The sequence below is a fragment of the Streptomyces sp. NPDC104307 genome (genome assembly GCF_055584045.1).
Map to the genome: position 1 here is coordinate 262,860 of NZ_JBVJMU010000001.1, position 17,998 is coordinate 280,857.

17 protein-coding genes are annotated in these 17,998 nt (G+C 73.0%); 4 read left to right on the plus strand and 13 right to left on the minus strand.

Annotated elements, in window-relative coordinates; translation table 11 throughout:
- Positions 1–208 precede the first annotated feature (208 nt).
- The 4 genes from ACZ601_RS00940 (at position 209) to ACZ601_RS00955 (ending at position 4,507) form a co-directional block, all read left to right on the plus strand.
- The gene (locus ACZ601_RS00940) at positions 209–1,963 is read left to right on the plus strand and encodes a bifunctional phosphatase PAP2/diacylglycerol kinase family protein (RefSeq protein ID WP_469531766.1); all 1,755 of its coding nucleotides are present in this window, start codon (positions 209–211) and stop codon (positions 1,961–1,963) included.
- Complete coding sequence (locus ACZ601_RS00945) at positions 1,964–2,917, plus strand: YihY/virulence factor BrkB family protein (RefSeq protein ID WP_469531768.1); 954 nt, start codon at positions 1,964–1,966, stop codon at positions 2,915–2,917.
- A 5-nt stretch (positions 2,918–2,922) separates the two neighbouring features.
- Positions 2,923–3,687 carry a phosphatase PAP2 family protein gene (locus ACZ601_RS00950; protein ID WP_469531769.1) on the plus strand — a complete coding sequence of 255 codons (765 nt, stop codon included), beginning with the start codon at positions 2,923–2,925 and terminating at the stop codon, positions 3,685–3,687.
- A gap of 130 nt (positions 3,688–3,817) precedes the next feature.
- The gene (locus ACZ601_RS00955) at positions 3,818–4,507 is read left to right on the plus strand and encodes a haloacid dehalogenase type II (protein ID WP_469531771.1); all 690 of its coding nucleotides are present in this window, start codon (positions 3,818–3,820) and stop codon (positions 4,505–4,507) included.
- Between the two features lie 56 nt (positions 4,508–4,563).
- Here ACZ601_RS00955 and ACZ601_RS00960 read toward each other — a convergent pair whose 3' ends face one another.
- The 13 genes from ACZ601_RS00960 to ACZ601_RS01020 all read right to left on the minus strand — a co-directional run bounded on the left by ACZ601_RS00960 (position 4,564) and on the right by ACZ601_RS01020 (position 17,869).
- A complete protein-coding gene (locus ACZ601_RS00960; protein ID WP_469531772.1) occupies positions 4,564–5,658 on the minus strand; it encodes an NADase-type glycan-binding domain-containing protein in 1,095 nt (364 codons plus the stop codon).
- A gap of 4 nt (positions 5,659–5,662) precedes the next feature.
- Complete coding sequence (locus ACZ601_RS00965; protein ID WP_469531774.1) at positions 5,663–6,226, minus strand: phage tail protein; 564 nt, start codon at positions 6,224–6,226, stop codon at positions 5,663–5,665.
- Positions 6,223–8,181, minus strand: a complete 1,959-nt coding sequence (locus ACZ601_RS00970; RefSeq protein WP_469531775.1) for a putative baseplate assembly protein — start codon at positions 8,179–8,181, stop codon at positions 6,223–6,225. Before ACZ601_RS00970 ends, ACZ601_RS00965 begins: the two co-directional genes overlap by 4 nt.
- Positions 8,181–8,603, minus strand: coding sequence for a GPW/gp25 family protein (locus ACZ601_RS00975; RefSeq protein WP_073733935.1), 423 nt, complete (start codon positions 8,601–8,603; stop codon positions 8,181–8,183). The genes ACZ601_RS00970 and ACZ601_RS00975 overlap by 1 nt, the downstream gene beginning before the upstream one ends.
- The gene (locus ACZ601_RS00980; protein WP_311301568.1) at positions 8,603–8,920 is read right to left on the minus strand and encodes a PAAR domain-containing protein; all 318 of its coding nucleotides are present in this window, start codon (positions 8,918–8,920) and stop codon (positions 8,603–8,605) included. The genes ACZ601_RS00975 and ACZ601_RS00980 overlap by 1 nt, the downstream gene beginning before the upstream one ends.
- Before the next feature lie 118 nt (positions 8,921–9,038).
- Positions 9,039–10,853: a VgrG-related protein gene (locus tag ACZ601_RS00985; protein WP_469531778.1), complete on the minus strand. Its 1,815-nt coding sequence runs from the start codon at positions 10,851–10,853 to the stop codon at positions 9,039–9,041.
- On the minus strand, positions 10,850–11,572 hold the full coding sequence (locus ACZ601_RS00990; RefSeq protein ID WP_440579320.1) for a CIS tube protein: 723 nt from the start codon (positions 11,570–11,572) through the stop codon (positions 10,850–10,852). The genes ACZ601_RS00985 and ACZ601_RS00990 overlap by 4 nt, the downstream gene beginning before the upstream one ends.
- Before the next feature lie 99 nt (positions 11,573–11,671).
- Positions 11,672–12,097 (minus strand): phage tail protein, encoded by a 426-nt coding sequence (locus tag ACZ601_RS00995; RefSeq protein ID WP_073733939.1) that lies wholly within the window; start codon positions 12,095–12,097, stop codon positions 11,672–11,674.
- Between the two features lie 24 nt (positions 12,098–12,121).
- Entirely contained in the window at positions 12,122–13,096 is a 975-nt protein-coding gene (locus ACZ601_RS01000) for a hypothetical protein (RefSeq protein WP_469531780.1), read from the minus strand.
- Between the two features lie 2,098 nt (positions 13,097–15,194).
- Complete coding sequence (locus ACZ601_RS01005) at positions 15,195–15,353, minus strand: DUF6760 family protein (protein ID WP_185092612.1); 159 nt, start codon at positions 15,351–15,353, stop codon at positions 15,195–15,197.
- Positions 15,350–15,844, minus strand: a complete 495-nt coding sequence (locus tag ACZ601_RS01010) for a hypothetical protein (RefSeq protein WP_469531782.1) — start codon at positions 15,842–15,844, stop codon at positions 15,350–15,352. The genes ACZ601_RS01005 and ACZ601_RS01010 overlap by 4 nt, the downstream gene beginning before the upstream one ends.
- A complete protein-coding gene (locus ACZ601_RS01015; protein ID WP_024494932.1) occupies positions 15,841–16,281 on the minus strand; it encodes a phage tail protein in 441 nt (146 codons plus the stop codon). Before ACZ601_RS01015 ends, ACZ601_RS01010 begins: the two co-directional genes overlap by 4 nt.
- A 34-nt stretch (positions 16,282–16,315) precedes the next feature.
- On the minus strand, positions 16,316–17,869 hold the full coding sequence (locus tag ACZ601_RS01020; protein ID WP_469531784.1) for a phage tail sheath family protein: 1,554 nt from the start codon (positions 17,867–17,869) through the stop codon (positions 16,316–16,318).
- Positions 17,870–17,998: the final 129 nt, after the last annotated feature.

Consider the following 17,998-nt stretch of genomic DNA (forward strand, 5'->3'; position numbering starts at 1 on the left):
GCGGCACACCCGCACTCCCCCGCACTCGCGAACCGCTGCCCCGGTGCTCCGGACCGCTCGGCGAGCACCTCCGGGGCGTACGCGTCGCGGGCATGGCTGAGAAAAGAATTTCGGGGCATACGGCGGAAGGCCCGGCCCCGGCCGACACCGACGCCGTCAGCGCCGACGCCGTCACCACCCGTCCACCACACCCAATGCTGGGAGCGCCATGCCTGTGCACCTGCCCGAGAGACCGGTCGACCGGACCACGGAACCAGCCACGCCCTCCCGGCCCGGACACTCACCGGCTCTCACCAGCGGCAGCGGCAGCGCCGCCGCCCGGATCGGGGCGCAGGCCGTCTGCCAGGCCGCCCTGATGGTCGGGCTGGGGCTCCTGATCACCGGTCCCGCCAGTGGGGTCTGGCCCCTGACCGGTGAGGACCGCGTCAACGAGGGGTTCGAGCGGCTGCGCACCGGCCCCCTCAACGACGTGTCGTTCCTCGCCTCGGAGGCCGGCAACACCCTCACGGTGGTCGTTCTCACCGCGCTGACCTGCCTGGGCCTGCTCCTCATACCCCGGCTGCCCAAGTGGCGCGAGGCGGTCTTCCTCGCTGTCTCCGTCTCGCTCCAGGCCTTGGTCTTCCTGGTCATCACCATCTCCGTGGACCGCCAGCGGCCGGATGTCGAGCGCCTCGACTCCTCTCCGCCGACGTCCAGTTACACCTCGGGACACACCGGCGCCGCCACCGCGCTCTACGGCGGCCTCGCCGTGCTGGCGCTCTCCCGGCTGCGGGGACCCTGGCGGAAAGTCGTCGGCGGACTGCTGCTGCTCATACCGCTGGTAGTCGCGGTCGCACGTCTCTACCGGGGGATGCATCACCCCACCGACGTGCTCGGCGGGCTGCTGAACGGAACGCTGTCGCTGCTGATCGTCGGGCGCGCCCTCATGAGCGGCAGCGGCGCTCCCACACCCCCGCCGTCGAACGCCGCCGAGGTCGCGCTGCGGGCCACCGCAGAACGCACCGAGCACGTCGCGGGCCACACCGTCGTGATCGTCAACCCGACAGTGACCGACGACACGCAACGCGAGACCCTGCGGCTGATCCTGGAGCAGCACGGCCATCACTCCGTGGAGTTCGTCTCCACGACAGCTGACGACCCGGGCGGCGGCCAGGCGGCCGGCGCCGTCCGCGACGGCGCCTCACTGGTCGTGGTCTGCGGCGGCGACGGAACCGTGCGGACGGTGGCGGACGCGCTGGCCGGCACGGGCGTTCCGCTGGCCGTGGTGCCGTGCGGCACCGGCAACCTACTGGCCCGGAACCTGGGCCTCCCCTTGACCCCGGCGGCCGCTCTGGACGCCGCGCTGTCGGGCAGCGTCCGCCCGGTCGACCTCGGAAGGATCGAGGGCGACTCCCTCCCGTCCACGCACTTCACCGCCATGTCCGGCGCAGGTCTGGACGCCGCGATGCTGGAGCACACCGGGGACGCCGCGAAGTCCGCCATCGGCTGGCCCGCCTACGTGGTGGCCGGTGTCAGGAGCCTGCGAGCGCCCCGGATGAACGTGTCGATCCGGCTGGACGACGGACCCGTCCTGCACCGCACCGCCCGGATGGTGCTCCTCGCCAACATCGGCAGGGTGCAGGGCGGCGCAGCCCTCGTCCCGGCCGCCGAGCCCGACGACGGACTACTGGATCTGGCCGTCTTCGACCCGCGCGGCCCCGGCGGCTGGCTGCGCGCCGGCGGCGTCCTGCTGCGCGGCCGGTCGAAGCCGCCCCGCCCCTCCGGGGAAGGCAGCTTCCCGGCCGCCGACAGCACGGACCACGGCATCCCGGTGGAGTACTTCACCTTCCGCCGTGCCGAACTCCGCTTCGCCTCAACGCAACCGCGCGAGCTCGACGGGGATCCGGTGCGGCCGGGCCGACTGCTCATCGCGGAGGTCAGGCCGGGGGCCCTGACCGCACTCCTGCCGACAAGGGGCGAGTGAATGGGCACCGCGACCCGGGTCCCGCAGACCCGCGACATGGCGGGCGACGAGCTCTCCGCCGACGAGGCGCTGGCATCCCTGCGCCGCTACGGCCGCTGGCCGCTGGTACGGGACTCCTTCGTCCGCTTCCGTTACGCCGACGGCTTCAGCCACTCCCGCGCGCTCGCCCTGCAGACCGTCCTCTCCGTGATTCCGCTCGTCATCGCCTTCGTCGGACTGTCCGCCTCCCTGCACACCGAGAACGTGGGGCAACTGGCGGAACTCACCATTCACCGCATCGCCGCAGGACCCAGCGCCGAAGTGGTGGACGACGCGCTGGAACGGAGCCGGCGGCGTGCCGGGGAGGGCTCTCAGCTCACTCTCTGGCTCGGCCTGGCCTTCTCGCTGGTGAACGTCACGACGGCGATGTGCCAGATAGAACGCGGGGCCAACCGGATCTACGGAATCGAACGCGACCGCCCCTTCCAACAGAAGTACTCCCGGGGTCTGGTGATGGCCCTGACCGCCGGCATCCCGCTGGGCTTCGGCTTCATCCTGATGGTGGTCGGCGGCGACCTCGTGGCGGCTGCCGTGAGCGTCTACGATCTCGGCGACGGAGCAAGGCACGCCTGGGATCTGCTGCGCTGGCCGTGCGGGCTGCTGCTCGCCCTCATCTCGGCGAGCGTGATCTTCCATCGCTCCCCGCGTCGCCGGCAACCCGGCTACACGTGGCTGGCGTTCGGCGCGGCCCTCTACCTGGTGCTGTGGACGACGCTGACCTGGCTGCTCAGCCTCTACCTCTCGCTCAGCGGGTCCTTCGACACGGTCTACGGTCCGCTGAGTGCCTTCATGTCGTTGCTCCTCTGGTCCTATCTGACCTCCATCGCCCTCTTCCTCGGGCTGTCCTTCGCCGCGCAGCTGGAGGCGGCCCGCGCCCGACAGCCCGGTCCTGTCCAATCCGATCCGGGAGCGTGAATGTGATGCGCGCCAGTGCGGTACGGCTTCGTGAGATCCCGCGCCCTGCCGCCGACCGCAGGTTCGGCGTACGTCTGCTCGTCGCCGCCGCCGTAGCGGCGGTCTCCGCAGTCCCCTTCGCTCTTCTCCTCGTGCTCGTCGAGAGCCGCTGGAGCCCGTTGCATGCCGTGGACTCGGGAGCGGCCCGGCGGCTGAACAGCACCGCGCTCGCTCACCCCGCGTGGACGAGCACCCTTCGTTTCCTGTCCGACTGGGTCTGGGACCCCGCGGCGCTGCGCTGCGCGGTCGCGCTGCTGACCATCTGGCTGCTCTACCGCCGTGCCTGGCGGCTGGCCGCCTGGTCCGCCGTGACGACCGTGGCCGGCGGACTCACGGGGCTGCTGGTCAAGACGGTCGTCGAACGGGCCAGGCCGTCCCTGGCCGATCCGGTGGCCCGGGCGCCGGGCTTCTCCTTCCCCTCGGGGCACGCGATGACCGCTACCACCTCGTTCGCCGTCCTGCTGCTCGTGCTGCTGCCTCTGGTGCCGCGTGGCTGGCGGGTCGTCTGCTGGAGCGTGGCGGTGTTCTCGGTGCTGGGAGTCGGCTTCACCCGGGTCGCGCTCGGCGTCCACTGGTTCAGCGATGTGGTCGGCGGCTGGCTGCTCGGCCTCGCCGTGGTGGCGTCGACCGCCTGGGCCTTCGAAGCCTGGCGCGCCGACTCCGGCCGCCGCCGGAGCGGGATGACCGAAGGCCTGGAGCCCGAACTGCCCGAAGCCGCCCCGGAGCGGTGAAGGCCCCCGGTCCCGGCAGAGCGGTCGCCGGGAACGCGCCGGGCGTACCGGCCGGGAATCAGGCGGTGCCGCGGTTTGTTCGGTCAACAGCCGCTTGTACGGCCCTGCTTCGTCCGGGAGACCTCACCTCATGTCAGAACCAGAGTTCGATGCCCTCGTCTTCGACGTGCTCGGGACACTCGTCGACGAACCGGCCGGGATCCGCGCGGGCATCCGCCAGCTGGACCCGTCGCTGGACGATGCCGGGACCGAGCTCCTGCTGTCGCTGTGGCAGCGGCACATCGACCGCGAGCAGCGCCGCGTCCTCGACGGCGGCCGGCCCTATCTGCCCAGCGACGCCCTGGACCGGGAGGCCGCAGAGGCGGTCGCCGGCGCGGCAGGCTTCGACGATCCGGCCGCCGTGGCGGAACTGGCCCTTTCGGGGACCCGGGTGCCGCCCTGGCCGGACTCCGTGGCCGGCCTCGCCCGGCTCGCGCGGCGGTACCCGCTGATCGGGCTCTCCAACGCGAGCCGGACGGCCCTGCTCGGGCTCAACGCCCACGCGGGACTGCGCTGGCACCAGGCCCTGTCCGCGGAGGAGGTCCGTACCTACAAGCCGGACCCCGAGGTCTACCGGCTGGCCGTCACCGTCTCCGGACGGCCGCCGGAGCGGCTGCTGATGGTCGCCGCCCATGCGTGGGACCTGCGCGGTGCGCAGGCGCTGGGCCTGCGCACCGCCTATGTCGCCCGTCCGGTCGGTGATCCACCCGCCGGCTCGGACCGGTTCGACCTGTACGCGGAGAGCCTGGCCGACCTGGCGGAACAGTTGGGCGTGGGCTGAGCGGCACCCGATGACACAGTGACGGTGCGTACGGGGCGGTGCTCCGCGGGTCCGGTTCAGCTCCGCTGGAAGAACTCCACCTCCGCCAGGGCCAGGTGACGGCCCTTGGTCAGGCCTGCGGGCGAGCTCAGGACCAGGCGCACCGTCTTCACGTCGCTGATCCCGGTTGACACCTGCTGGGCGCCCGGCTTGTCGCTGAGGGTGACCCGCTTCGTCTGTTTGTCGCCGTCCTGCGTCGTCACCTCCAGGTCCACCCGGAGTGCGCGCCCCTGCCGGGCGTAGTCCTCCGGAGACTTGGACGCCCCGTTGGTGATGAGCAGTTCGACCAGCCGGAACGGCTTGCTGAAGGTGTACGTGACCGAGGCCTGCGGCCCGGGTGCGCCCCAGTAGCGGTTGTTCAGCCCGTCCGTGGTGTTCTTCGCCGGGTGCCGGGGAATCTCCGCGCTGGCGGCGATGTCGACCGGGGTCACCGCCTTGGGCTTGCCCAGCTTGTCCTTGGTGTCCTCGAACAGGGCGCGGCCGGCCGGCAGCAGCAGGAGGCCGCCCGCGCACAGGGCCAGCAGCACGGCCAGGATCACCAGTCCCCGCACCACCCGGCCCGAACTGGCCCGCGCCCGGCGGCGGAACGGCCACACGGTCCGCCACCACGGCAGCGGCGCGGGTTTCGCCTCGGGGTTCAGTGGGGCGGCGCAGCGGCGGCAGAACCGGCGGCCCGGCAGGTTGGGCGTGTCGCAGGCCGGGCAGGGCACCCCCGCCGCCTCTTCCGGCGCCGCCACGGGCCGTACGACGGGGCGTTGGGCCACCGGCTTGGCGGGGAGTACGGGCAGTACGGGGTCCTGCGCCGATGCCTCGGGGGCGGGTGAGGCCGGGGCGGGACTCGCCACGGGCGACGCGGGTGCGGGTGGTGTGGGGACGGGTGGCGGGGTGGTGCTGGGTGCGGGTTGGTGGGGGGTGGTGCTCGGTGCGGCGGCGGTCTGCGGGGTGGGTTCCGCAGGAGCCGGGACGCTCTGCGGCTCCGGCTGAGGCGGGGTGTTCGCGGGCGGCGTGCCCGGGGCCGGTTCGGTTTCCGACCAGCCCAGGTACGCGCCGCAGTTGCCGCAGAAGTCGTCCGCTGAACCGTTGGACGCCCCGCAGGTGGGACACGCGCGCATGGCGTCACCTCCCTTCATCGGCGGGCGGGCCGGGCAGGACCTCCACCCGGCAGACGGTGTGCACCGGGCACATGGCCCGGACGATCTCGTTGACCCGGTCCACGTCCACCACCGGCTCGCGGCCCGGCCACACCCGGACCAGGATCTCGCCGGAAGGCTCCGGAGGCAGTTCGGCACCGGCGGTGCGCGACCACGCCGCACCGCCGTCCCCGCTGATCGCGGCGTGCACGCCGAGCCCGAGCCGCAACCCCTCCACCAGGCCGCGCCGGGTACCGCGCCAGCGGTGCAGCTCCACCGCCTGGACCACCGCCTCACGGCGCAGTTCCACGGGCCAGCGCGGATCGTCGGCCGCACCCACCCACGACGCCAGCCAGACCAGGAAATCGACCGGGGCCACCCGGGGGTCGAAGTAGGAGGGCAGGTTGTCCAGCGTCGCGAACACCGGGGCGAGCACGGTGTCGAGCCCCTCGGTGAAGCGCTGCGCGAAGTCGTCGTCCGCGTACAGGGCGGGGAGTTGTCCGCCGATCGGATGCCTGCTGGGCAGACCGGGTACGGCCGCGCGGCTCATCCCCGTACCCCCGGTTCGATGGCGGTGACGACCACCTGGTGCTGGTACGAGAAGACCAGCGCGCCGGCCGCCACGTCGATGCGGTCGGCGGGCGCGCCCCTGCGCCCGGTCGTCGGGTCGGCGGCGAACAGCCGGATCTCCTCCACCAGCGCGTTGCCGGTGGCGCGTTGCAGGACGCCGAACACCTCGCCGTACTGCACCGGACGCCCGAACGGCCACCCCGTGCCGTCCGGGCCGCCGTGCAGCGGGTTGAGCAGCCGGAACAGCGCGTCGAGCGCCGCTTCGCGCACCCGGTCGGTGTCGCCCGGCGCCGCCGCGAGCCTGGCGACGACGGTGACACCCTGGTAGACCGGCGGCTCCACCACGAGGCGGGTGCCGATCAGCCGTCGCTCGTCGAGACTCGCGGTGATCGCCCGGAGCACCTGGTCCGACGGGATCAGCTGCTCGAACCGGAGCCGGTCGCCCTCGTCGGCCACCGCGTCCGGTACGACCAGGACCTTGACCGCGCCCGCGCCGTCCCCGGTGGGCATGCAGCGCACCCGGCGCACCGAGGGCGCCGCCCGGCGGCTGATGATCTCGTAGTCCTCGGCGGTCACCGCGCGCTCCTGCATCCGCAGCGCGTCCGGTGCCCGGAGCTTCGCGTTGGCGACGGTCTCACCGGCGACCCCGCCGCGCGCCGCCTCCCGGTTGGTGACCCGCGCCACGTACGGCACGGAACTGCGCAGTACGGAGATCACACCGCGTGCGACGTTGCCTGCCGGGCCGCCTCCGGTGCGGTAGCGGGCCACCCGCAGCTGGGCGCCCTTGGGTGGTACGGCGCCGCACTGGCGCAGCGTGCCGTCCGGCTCGCGCAGCACCGGGGGGAAGGTGAACTCGCCGCTGGTGGCGTCCACCCGGACGTGCTGGTCGGCGGGGCCGGAGCGGCCGAAGTGCTCGACCACCTCCCAGCGGCGCCACCCCTCGGCGGAGGACACCTCCACCACCGGGGGTTCGCCGTCGAGGAGGACTGGCGGGCGGCCGAGCCGGAACGTCTGCCCCGCCACCCCCTCCGAGGTGCCGAGCGGTACGTCGGTCACCGTCTCCGCGTGTTCGGCGTACATGGTGCCGCCCACGGTGAACACGGCCGCCTCGCGCACGGTCGGTGACTCCGAGTAGAACGGCTGGCCCGGTTCGGGCTCTGTGACGCGGCAGCGCAGCCAGCCGGCCCTGGTCCCGCCGATCACCGACGCGGTGTGCCCGGCCGGTACATGGAGGATGACCTCGCCGGGACGGTTCAGTCCGCCGGTGGTGTCCGTGCCGGTCTCGCACGCGCGCCAGCCGCCGCCGTCCCAGGCCTCCCACACCAGCGGGGGCTGGCGCGGGTCCACGCCGATGCCCTCCACCCGGCTGTCCACCCGCACCGCGACCACGCAGCGCGGCACCGGCGACGGCAGACCGAACAGCAGCGCGTCGCCCGGCTCCGGTGTCGCCTGGAAGCAGGGCACGTCGAGCCCTTCGGCGAGCGTCCTCGTCCGGTCGCTCTGCTCACCGGTCCGGGGCGAGGTGACGAGCTTCACCAACTCGCTCGGCACGATGTGGAGTTCGTCCGTGGTGGTGAACACCACGGCCTCCTCGGTCTCGCCGCGCACGGTGGTCACCTCGGTGCCGGCGGGCAGCGTCACCGTTTCCGGCTGCGGCGCCGAGAGCCAGAAGTCGACGTCGGCCCCGGCGGCGGAGGGCGGGAACAGGCAGATGCCCAACAGGTCGAGAAAAGCGGTGTAGTTCTTGTCCGGGACGCGGTTCAGCCGGTACAGCAGCTGGTCCACGAGATAGGCGAACGTCTCGATCAGGGTGACGCCCGGGTCGGAGACGTTGTGGTCGGTCCACTCCGGGGCGCGCTGCTGCACGTACCGCTTCGCCTCGTCGACGAGTTGCTGGAACCGCCGGTCGTCCAGGTTGGGGAAGTCCAGAGCCATCAGTCCGCGACCGAATCCTCGGTCTCCTCCTCGGAGGGGATCGTGTAGAAGGGAAAGACCAGGTTGCGCCGGTCGTTGGTGGAACGCACCGTGTAGCGCACGTCGATGTAGAGGGTGCCGTCCTCGACGGCGTCGAAGGCGACCACCACGTCGTCCACCGCGATGCGCGGCTCCCACCGTTCGAGGGCCTCGCGGGTCTGCTGCGCGATGCGGCCGGCGGTGGCGCCGTTGCCGGGGGCGAAGACGTAGTCGTGGATACCGCAGCCGAACTCGGGGCGCATGGGGCGCTCGCCGGGTGCGGTCCCGAGCACCAGCCGGATCGCCTCCTCGATCTCCCGGTCGCGTTCGACCATGGCGATCCCGCCGGTCGGCCCGACGCGCAGCGGGAACGCCCAGCCGCGCCCGATGAACCGCTCGCTCATCACATGCCCCCGATGCGGACGTTCTGGGCGCCGGTCAGGATGTTCCCGGAACACGCCGTGCGGTCGCCCGCCCGCGCGGCCGGCAGCCCGCCGATCAGTACGGTGCCCGTGGCGAGCGCGGCCGGGTCGGGCAGGATCACATTGGCCGGCCCCAGCAGTGCGTGCGGGGGGATCGGGCAGGTGTGGAGGCTGCCCACGACGGCGGCGGGACGGCCGCCGATCAGCACCCGCATCACCGCGGCGGCGGCGCCGGGCGGCGGAGTGGCGATCACCCCGCCGTGGCTGGTGGGGTCGCCGGTACGGGCTGCGGCTGGCATGCGGCACTCCTTGCGGAAGGTCCTGGGCCCGGAGGCCGGTCGCGGATTCGGTCGGGTGGGTGTCGGGTGCTGCGAGTGCTGCGGGGCCATGCGGCCGCGCGGCACATGTGACGACCTCTCAGTTAATGCGGATGAGACGGGCCTTGAGGACGCCCAGCAGGCCGCCGTCGACGGTGACATCCGTCGTGCCGTTGACCTGCACGGAGCGGCCCCCGATCCGTACTCCGTCGGTGCCGTCGATGTCCACCTGTCTGCCTCGTACGTTCACCTTGCCCAGCTTCGCGTCCAGTGTGATGCCGTCCTTGTCGAGCACCACGGAGGTGAGGGGGCGGCCACGCCCCGCGTACACGGTCAGCTCGATCCGGTCCCGCCGGTCGTCCAGGCGCACTTCGAGGCGCTCGTCGGCGGTCATCAGCCGCAGTCCGGACGGGCCCGGTGCCCGCGCGTCCAGCAGCTCCACCCGGTGTCCCGAACGCGACACCACCGAGCGGCGGTTGACCTTTCCACTGGTCCGGTCGATCAGCGGGACGTCATGGGGCGACGGCTGGTCCACGCCGTTGTACAGCCCTCCGATGACGTACGGACTGTCCAGCAGGCCCTGTTCGAACCCGACCAGGACCTCGTCGTTGACCTCCGCGCTCACCACCCCTCCCCCGCCGACGCCGCCCCACTGCACGGTGCGCACCCAGTCGGTGACGTAACTCTCGTCCAGCCAGGGGAACTTAAGCCGGACCGCGCCACGCTCCGCGCCGTCCGGCTCCCGTACGTCCGTCACCACACCGATCGCCAGGCCCGGCATCCGGGGGCCGCGGTCAGGGCCGCCGGTCACCAGTCCCGTCAGGGAGCGGTCCGGGCCCGCGCCGACCCACACGGTCGTGCGGTAGCCCTCGTGCGGTTCCAGGACGTGCTGCACGGCCGTCGCCGTGTACCGGCCGGAGAACGCCTGCCCTACGTTGCCGAGGGCCACCGGCTTGCCGGCCCGCAGCCGGGGGTTGCCCTCTGCCACCGCCTCCAGCTCCCCGAATCCCGCGCTGACCTGGGCGGCCGTCGCGTCCGCGACCGCCGTCGTCTCGGCCTGGGTGCGGTACGGGGTGTCCGTGACAGCCAGTTTCGCCTTGCCGAACCTGGCGCTCGCCGACGGACTCAGGCCCGGCACCGCCGTGTCACTGATCACCGACGGGTTCCGCGCCACCAGGGGCCGCTTCGTCCTGACGTCCCAGCCGCGCACCTCGACCGATGCCGCGCTGTCCGCCGCCGACAGCGAGGCCCGCAGCGCGAGGAGGTTCCGGCCGTACTCCAGCACCATCGGGTTCTTGGTGGCCGAGGTCGACGGCGCGGGCGCGCCGGACGCCTTCTGCGGGCGGGTGAACTGGAGCAGGCCCTTGTCGTCGACGCGCACCTGCGCCCCGCTCTCACCCGCCAGGTACTGCAGGAAGTCCCAGTCGGACACGTTCGCCTGGGACAGCTGCTGGTAGGTGACCGGTGCGGCCTGCACGGTTCCGCAGGCCAACCCGGCCCCGGCGGCCACCTTGCGGACGATGGCGGCCGCCGTCATGTTCCGGTACGCCACCACCTTGCGGCCCCGCTGCAGCCGGTGCGCCTTGGAGTACCCGCGCACCACCGTGAACGAGCCCGTACGGTCCCCGTCCAGCTCCAGAGCCGTCACCTCGCCGTCGAACAGCCGCTCCCGCGCCTGGCCGGAGGCGGTGACCACCGAGACCCGCAGCGGGGTGCCGATGGTGATGCCGGTCGCCTGGAGGAACTCGTGATCGGGGTCCCGGAAGGTGAGCACCGCCGCGTCGGGCAGCCCCACGCTCTCGTCCACCACACAGCTCACCAGCTGGGCCGCCCAGACCTTGGGGAGTTCGGCGGGCGTCTCCACGACGGGGTCCGCCGCGAACGACCGGCTGCCCTTTGCCTCGGTTGTGCTCACCGTTCCTCCTCGCTGTCCGTGTCCAGCAGCGCCGGAACCACCAGTTCGGTGCCGGGCGGGAGCGCCATGGGGTCGTCGATTCCGTTCGCCTCCGCGATGACCCGCCAGGCCGTCGGGTCGCCGTACTCCCGCCAGGCCAGCATGGCGAGGCTGTCCCCCGCCACGACCGTGTGCGTACTGCGGGCGGTGCGCGCGCCGGACGTCGGGTTCTGGCCCGCCGTGTCGACGCTCGCCTCCTCGATGGACAGCGCGCAGGTGGCCCGCAGCGGCTTGCCGTCCACGTCGAACAGGGTGTAGCTCACCGACAGGCTGGACAGCACCCCGTCGAACGCGGTCGTCCGCGCGGTGCCCCATTCGAACCGGACCCACGGGCTGGCCGGTTTCTTCCGGCCCAGGCTGGCCGGTGTCGGCACGCACGCCTTCATCAGCTTCTCCACCGCCTGCTCCACCGAGTTGTCGTGGGTGGCGGTGGCGTCCAGGAACACTTCGAGGCTCAGCGTGCGGGGTCCGCTCCCGACGAACTCGGGCAGCGCCGACTGCCCGGCCATCCGGGACGGGGAGCGCCGCCACTCGGTGGTCTTGCGCAGCTCCAGGGTGGAGGGGTTGAACTGGAGGTCGAGCTGCGCGACCGTCCCACCTGGTTTCGCGCCGACCGAGGCCGGGGGCTCCTTGAGGGTCAGCTGGGCTCTGGCCCGGCTGGAGCGCACCGCTGGCGACATGCCTGGAGTTCCTTTCCGGTGCGGATACGAGGGCGGGGGCGGGGGTTGAGGTCGGGGTTGAGGTCGGGGTTGCGGCTCGGGCTGGAGGCCGCTCCGGGGTCAGGAAGGGCGCAGCCCCTGGTGGGCGATCTCCAGGGTCTCCACCGCCGCCTCCGACCGTGCGGGGTCGAAGGACGGCCCCTGCCAGCGGACCGGGACGATCCCGAAGACCTGCCAGCTGATGATCCTGGTCAGGTCCGGTTTCAGCGCCACGATCTCGCCGTCCTTGGGCTCCACCCGCCGCAGCGTCTCGTCGAGCCAGCGGCCGATCTTCGCCGTATCGGTGGTGACCGGCCTGGTGAGCGTGATATTCGACCAGCTCACGCGTCCGGGCAGTTGCCAGGTGAAGCCGTTGTTGCCGCCTTCGGCATAGGTCTCCATCTCCACCTCCGCGCCCATGCCTGAGCAGGTGTGGAAGGCCCCGAGGTCGTTCCCGGCGATCGCGAGCCGGAAGAACACGCTGGTCGCGAAGATGCTGTCTGTCATTGCTCCGTCATCCGTTCGGTGCTCTCAGCGGCGTCCGTCGTAGGGACGGCCCGTGCGGTCCCGGCCACGCCGCAGTTCGGTGCGCAGCAGCCGGGCCACTGGGTCCAGCAGGCGGCGCGCCAGCTCGTCCAGCTCGGCCCCGGACCCTTGCGGCAGACCGGCGGGCCCGGCCGCGCCGTCGCCGGTGGCGGATGGTGGCGTGCCCGACCGCTGCGACTCGGCCTTGGCCTGTGCGGCGTTGGATACGGGGCCGTTGGACGCAGAGCCGTTCGATACGGAGCTGTTGGGTACGGAGCCGTTGGGTACGGAGCTGTCGCCCGCACCGGTCACGTCGCGCTGGATCGGGGGCGCGGTGCCCGTCGGCGGGGTGGACCTCGGCCGGACCACTGGGACGGTGCCTACCGGCGCCCGTGCCGGTGCCGGTCTGCCCGGGGGGCGGCCCGCGAGCGCCTGCGCCTGCGGGGCGGTCACCGGCAGGGGCCGTACGGGCACGGCCCGCCCTGCCGGTGCGGCGCCTGCCGGAGCCGGGCCTACCGGAACCGGACCTGCCGATACCCCTTCGCCGGCCGTTCCCCGGCCAAGTGGCGCGGGCCGGACGACCGGGACGCGCTGGACGGACTCCGAAGTGCCGTTGCTCCGTACGCCGCGCCCCGCCGACCCTGTCCGCGCTCCCGAGCTTCCGGTGGCGGCGCGCTGGATCCGCGGCGTGGCCGGGGCTGTCGCGGGCGGACCCTGCGACGGCCGCGTGGAGCCACTGCGCTGCGGGGCCGGTGCGCCGGGCCAGCGCGCCGCCACCACGGGGCGGGCGGCGGGGCGGGCGGCCACGGGGGCTGCCACGCCTTCCGGGGCCCGGGTGTTCAGGCTGAGCGGGCGCGCGGCGAGCAGCGAGAGGGCGCGGGGTGGCGCGGGGGCGGCGTGTGCTCCGGCGCGGGCCACGGTGAAGGGGTGCGGGCCGACGGTGCTCATGGTCGGGGTGCCTGTGGTTCCTGTGGTGCTCACGGTGCCTGGCGTGCCTGTGGCGCTTGTGGTGCTTGTGGTGCTTGTCGTACTCACGCCGCCTGCGGCAGTCGTGGTGTTTGCGGGGCTCCCGTCACCTGGTGCAGGGGCACGGGCGACGACGACCGGGGCGGGCGCGGCGGGGCTACTGTCCCCTGGCCGCTGCTTGCCGGAGCCCGGGCCGTCGGAACCCGAAGCGCCGGGCCCGGAACCACCCGAAGGCGTATCGGCGCCTCGTGTGTTCCCTGAAGAGGCGCCCAGCAACGGCGCGTCCTTTGCCGCTGCCCGGTTCCCGTCCACCGTGGGCAGCGCCGGGGTCGCGCCGGACCCACTGGCCTGTCGGGCCGGAGCACGCTGGATATCGGGGCCGGGAGCTGTACGGGGAGGCCGGGCACCGGACCCGGTCGAGCCCGGCAGGCCTGCGGTGGGCGGCAGCTCGGACAACGGCGCGCCCAGGCTGCCGCGCGCACGGGCCCCGGTGCGACGGCCCGGAGTCGTACGGTCCGGCATCGTCCTATCCGAAGCCCTCCCGCCCGAAGCCGTCCGGTCCGGAGTCTCCGCTCTCTTCGCGCGGGCGCTCGGAGTGCCGGGGGCCGAGGGGCCGGCCGTCGTCTCCGAGTGGTGCTGGACCACGGGCAGCGCCGGACCGGGTGCGGACGCGGTACGTGCGGTCGGCGGGACAGCCGTCTCATCGGTCACCAACGGCTGTGCCGTGGAGGGCAGTTCGCTCATCGGTGCGCCGAGCGGCGCGCGCCCTGCGGTTCGCTGTACGGGCGCCGCCGAGCGCGTCCCCGACCCTGCCCGCACTGGTGCGGTGGAGCCGGGTGCGTCCGGGGTGGCCCGGCCATCGGTTGCCGGGGCGTTGGCGGGGCGCAGGGCCGGAAGCCGGCGCACCGGTCCGGCCGGACGCCGGGCGACGGTCGGCAACGGCCCGACGGGGCGGGCGCGTACGGCCTCGCCGGACACCGCCGTCCTCTCGGCCCTCGGGACGCGGGATGCCTCCGGGACACGGGATGCCGCCGGCTGTCTGCCTCCCCGCTCGGGCTGTGCCCCCGGCGTCCCGGTCGTGGAGCGCTGGACGGCCGGGCCGGATGACGTACGGCTGGCGGAGCCGGTGGTCGGCCGGGACCCGCGCGCCTGGTGCGGCTCGGAGGCGCCGGACGGTGTCCGCGAGGCGCGTCCACCGGTAGCGGGCCGGGCCGGGGCGGCGGCTGGGCCCGGGACCACGGACACGCGGCGTACCAGCGGGATGTGCGGAGCGGACACCACCCGGCCGGTACCGGTGTCCGCGGGGGTCACGACCGGGCCGGTCGCCGGGTCCATTGCCCGCTGGACAGGCGGGTGCGACGGATGGAGCGTGGCGGGGGAATCCGCGGACGTGATGCCACGGCCGGTGCGGGGCGTCCCGCCCGAACGGCGTTCACCCGCCGGGCTGTCACCGCGGGGGCGGGCCTCGGCAGGCGCCGGACCGGAGCCCGTACCCACCGTTCCGGCTCCGGTGCCGCCCGATGCCGCCCCCGGACGCGTCCGGCGCGAGATCTGCGGCGTCCGAGCGGCCGGGATCCGTGTACCGCCCTGCGCGCTTTCCGGAGTCGGGGCGGTGGCTTGGGGTGTGACGCCTTCCGGGCCGTTCGGCTCCTGCGGGCGCAGGACGCGGAGCAGCAGTGGGCCTCGGCCGGTGCGGGTGGGCTGTGGGGCGGCGGGTGGCGTGACGCCGCGCACCAGGCCGGTCGGGGCGGTGGGCAGCAGGGCATGGCCGAGCCCGGCGTCGAACGACGGGTTCTGCCAGGCCGCGAGGCCGTCGCGGAAGGCGAGGCCGTCGCTGACGCCGAGCGGGGCGCGGGCCACGGTCAGCTGCGGCGGTGGGGTGCGGCGCCAGCCGCCGTCCCAGTCGCCGGGCGCGGAGGGAACCGAACCACCGGAAGGAACCGGACCGGCGGAGGGAACCAAGCCACCGGAAGGAGCCGGACCGCCGGACGCGCCCCGGTCCCGGCCGCCGCCGGACGGGCCGTCCGAGCCGGTGCGCTCCGTAGCCCGGGAACGGTCCGAGGTGTCGGGTCCGGCAGTCCGGCGGCGCAGCCTGTCCCGCCATGCCATGCGCTCAACCGCCTTCATTCACACGGGTGTTGATACGGGCTATCTCGGATACCCACTCCTGGCGCTCGCCGTGCGTCAGGTCGAGGATCTCCTCGCGTTGCCAGTGGAAGTGGTAGGCGATGTACGCGATCTCCTCCCGGAGCCGGGGAAGTGCGTACGTCACGATTCCCCCAGGCGCCCACCCGAGAGGTCGACCTCGAAGCCGCCCTCACAGTGCGGGCAGGTCACCGCCGCCCGCGTGTGGCCCTCGCTGTTGACGCGACGGTAGAAGTCCTGGAGGAACGCCACGTCGGTGGCGTACATCCGCTCCACCACCCCGGCATGCACATCGGTGATCGCGCCGAGCCGGGTGATCACCTGGCTGAGCAGCACCACGCTCAGGTACGCCGGGTTCTCCTTGACCCGCAGGTCGATCTGGGGCCGCAGCTCGTCACGGGCGGTCGCCAGGCGCATCGAGCCGTGCCGGTGCACCGTGCCCGCCTCGTCCACGTATCCGCGCGGGAGCTCGAACTCGAACTCGGTGCGCAGTCTGTGGTCCTCCCGGGGCGCCGGAGCGGGGGCGGGGGCTGCCGCCGCCTGCTCCGGTACCGGGGCGGGCTCCGTCGCCTGGAGGATCTCCTCCAGATTGCCCGCGGACACCGTTCGACGCCTCATTCGACGACGATCTCCTCGAAGACGATCGTGACGGACTCGGTGGCCGCGGCGGACTCGCCCGCCTTGAGCGACGGGCCCTCCCACTTCGAGGCCCAGCCCTGCATCAGCTGGATGCGCCGGACCGTGCTGCCCTCGGAGTCCTTGATCTCGATGGTGAGGTTCTGCCGTGCGGCGTCCACGGCACCCTTGTTGAGGGTCTCCTTGATCCACGAGGTGAACTCACTGCTCTGGTCGAGTCCACGGGTGATCGTGACCTCGCCGGCCTGCCGGGCGCCGGGCTGCTTGCGGATGATCTGCTTGCCCTCCGCGCTGACCTGACGGACCTCGACGACCTCCTCCTCGACGGTCAGCCCGCTGATCTCCTGAATCGACTCGACCAGGTAGCCGCCGAGCTGCACGCCGAAGACGTGGGTGGAAAGAGCATCGCCCTCTGCCATGACTGTCTGTCACCTTTCTTTACTGACCCGCGGGTCACTCGTCGATGAGGCTGGTGGTGTCGGAGAACTGAGCCAGCCGGAACACCACGAACTCCGCGGGCTTGACCGGCGAGACGCCGATCTCACAGATGACCCGGCCCTGGTCGATGGACTCCTGCGGGTTGTTGTCGCGGTCGCAGCGGACGTAGAACGCCTCTTCCGCGGTGCGGCCGAACAGTGCGCCCCTGCGCCATTCCTCGGTGAGGAACGCGGTGACGTTGCGCCGGATGCTCGACCACAGCCGGTCGTCGTTCGGCTCGAAGACCACCCACTGGGTGCCCAGGAGGATTGATTCCTCCAGGTAGTTGAACAGCCGGCGCACGTTCAGGTAGCGCCATGCCGGGTCGGAGGAGAGGGTGCGGGCACCCCATACCCGGACGCCCCGGCCGGAGAAGGCGCGCACACAGTTCACGCCGATCGGGTTCAGCAGGTCCTGCTCACCCTTGCTGAGCCGGAGTTCCAGATCCACGGCGCCGCGGATCACCTCGTTGGCGGGCGCCTTGTGCACGCCGCGCTCGGCGTCACTGCGCGCCCACACACCGGCGATGTGGCCGCTGGGCGGGACGGTGGTGTTGCGTCCGGCGGCCGGGTCGAAGACCCGCACCCACGGGTAGTAGAGGGTGGCGTACCGGGAGTCGTAGCCCGCCTCGTCGTTGCGCCAGGTGCGCACCTGCTGGGCGGAGAGTCCGGGCGGGGTGTCCAGGATGGCCACCCGGTCGCCCATCTGCTCGCAGTGCGCGATCACGGCGAGCTGCACCGTCCGTACGCCCTCCGCGTCGATGTCGCCGCGCTGGTGGGCGCTCATCAGGTCGGGCACAGAGACCATGGTGATCTCGTCGATGGCCTCCAGGCCGCCGAAGCCGGTACGGGCGGCGGCGTCACCGACGTACTCGGACGCGTCGAGGCGCGCCACTTCGCCGGAGCCGGAAGCGGAGGGCGGGGCCGGGGCGTCGGGCACGGCCAGGGTCTGGGCGGCGGGCCTGCTCTGGGAGGCGTTGCGCTGCTCGGTGACCGCGATCAGGGTGGAGGAACGCGTCTGGGTGACGAGGTACCCCTTGACGTTCTTGCGGGTCGAGGCCTCGTACGTCTCCACGACCTTGTCGCCCTGGCGCACCAGGACCTTGAAGCGGTCCTCCGGCGGGTTCTCGCCGTCCGCGTCCGCGATCTCCACCGATACCCCGGAGATGCCCGGCCGGGCCGCGAACAGGAAGCCGCCGAGCTCGACCGGCTCGGCCGCCCTGGGCTGTGACCCCTGGGCGCCGTCGGCCGGGGAGGCGCCCTCGGCGGGTCCGCCGATCCGGACCACGTACGCGGCGCCGCCGCCGTTGGCGAAGTACCCGTAGACCGCGTGGGGCAGGTAGGTGCCCTCCGCGAATCCGCCGAACAGCTGGGTGTACTGGTCCCATGAGGTCACCAGTGTCGGTGCGTGGAACGGTCCGTTGTGGGCGAACCCCACGAACGCGGCGACGGCGGTGCCGACCCCTTCGATCGGTCGGGCACCGGACTGCACCTCCTCCACGTACACACCCGGGGTGAGGTACGTCGGCATACTCGCTCCTTCGCGTCCTTACGGGTCACCTGTGTCCAGGCCGAGTCTTCGCTGCCGGCCCGCCGCGGCGACAGGGACTCGCGGACCTGGCCGGGGGCAAGACCGCTGCCTTTCCGGGACGCTCCGCGC

Coding starts and splice junctions, on each gene's coding strand:
- ACZ601_RS00940 (WP_469531766.1), top strand. CDS start 209: ATGCCTGTGCACCTGCCCGAGAGACCGGTCGACCGGACCACGGAACCA.
- ACZ601_RS00945 (WP_469531768.1), top strand. CDS start 1,964: ATGGGCACCGCGACCCGGGTCCCGCAGACCCGCGACATGGCGGGCGAC.
- ACZ601_RS00950 (WP_469531769.1), top strand. CDS start 2,923: ATGCGCGCCAGTGCGGTACGGCTTCGTGAGATCCCGCGCCCTGCCGCC.
- ACZ601_RS00955 (WP_469531771.1), top strand. CDS start 3,818: ATGTCAGAACCAGAGTTCGATGCCCTCGTCTTCGACGTGCTCGGGACA.
- ACZ601_RS00960 (WP_469531772.1), bottom strand. CDS start 5,658: ATGCGCGCGTGTCCCACCTGCGGGGCGTCCAACGGTTCAGCGGACGAC.
- ACZ601_RS00965 (WP_469531774.1), bottom strand. CDS start 6,226: ATGAGCCGCGCGGCCGTACCCGGTCTGCCCAGCAGGCATCCGATCGGC.
- ACZ601_RS00970 (WP_469531775.1), bottom strand. CDS start 8,181: ATGGCTCTGGACTTCCCCAACCTGGACGACCGGCGGTTCCAGCAACTC.
- ACZ601_RS00975 (WP_073733935.1), bottom strand. CDS start 8,603: ATGAGCGAGCGGTTCATCGGGCGCGGCTGGGCGTTCCCGCTGCGCGTC.
- ACZ601_RS00980 (WP_311301568.1), bottom strand. CDS start 8,920: ATGCCAGCCGCAGCCCGTACCGGCGACCCCACCAGCCACGGCGGGGTG.
- ACZ601_RS00990 (WP_440579320.1), bottom strand. CDS start 11,572: ATGTCGCCAGCGGTGCGCTCCAGCCGGGCCAGAGCCCAGCTGACCCTC.
- ACZ601_RS00995 (WP_073733939.1), bottom strand. CDS start 12,097: ATGACAGACAGCATCTTCGCGACCAGCGTGTTCTTCCGGCTCGCGATC.
- ACZ601_RS01010 (WP_469531782.1), bottom strand. CDS start 15,844: ATGAGGCGTCGAACGGTGTCCGCGGGCAATCTGGAGGAGATCCTCCAG.
- ACZ601_RS01015 (WP_024494932.1), bottom strand. CDS start 16,281: ATGGCAGAGGGCGATGCTCTTTCCACCCACGTCTTCGGCGTGCAGCTC.
- ACZ601_RS01020 (WP_469531784.1), bottom strand. CDS start 17,869: ATGCCGACGTACCTCACCCCGGGTGTGTACGTGGAGGAGGTGCAGTCC.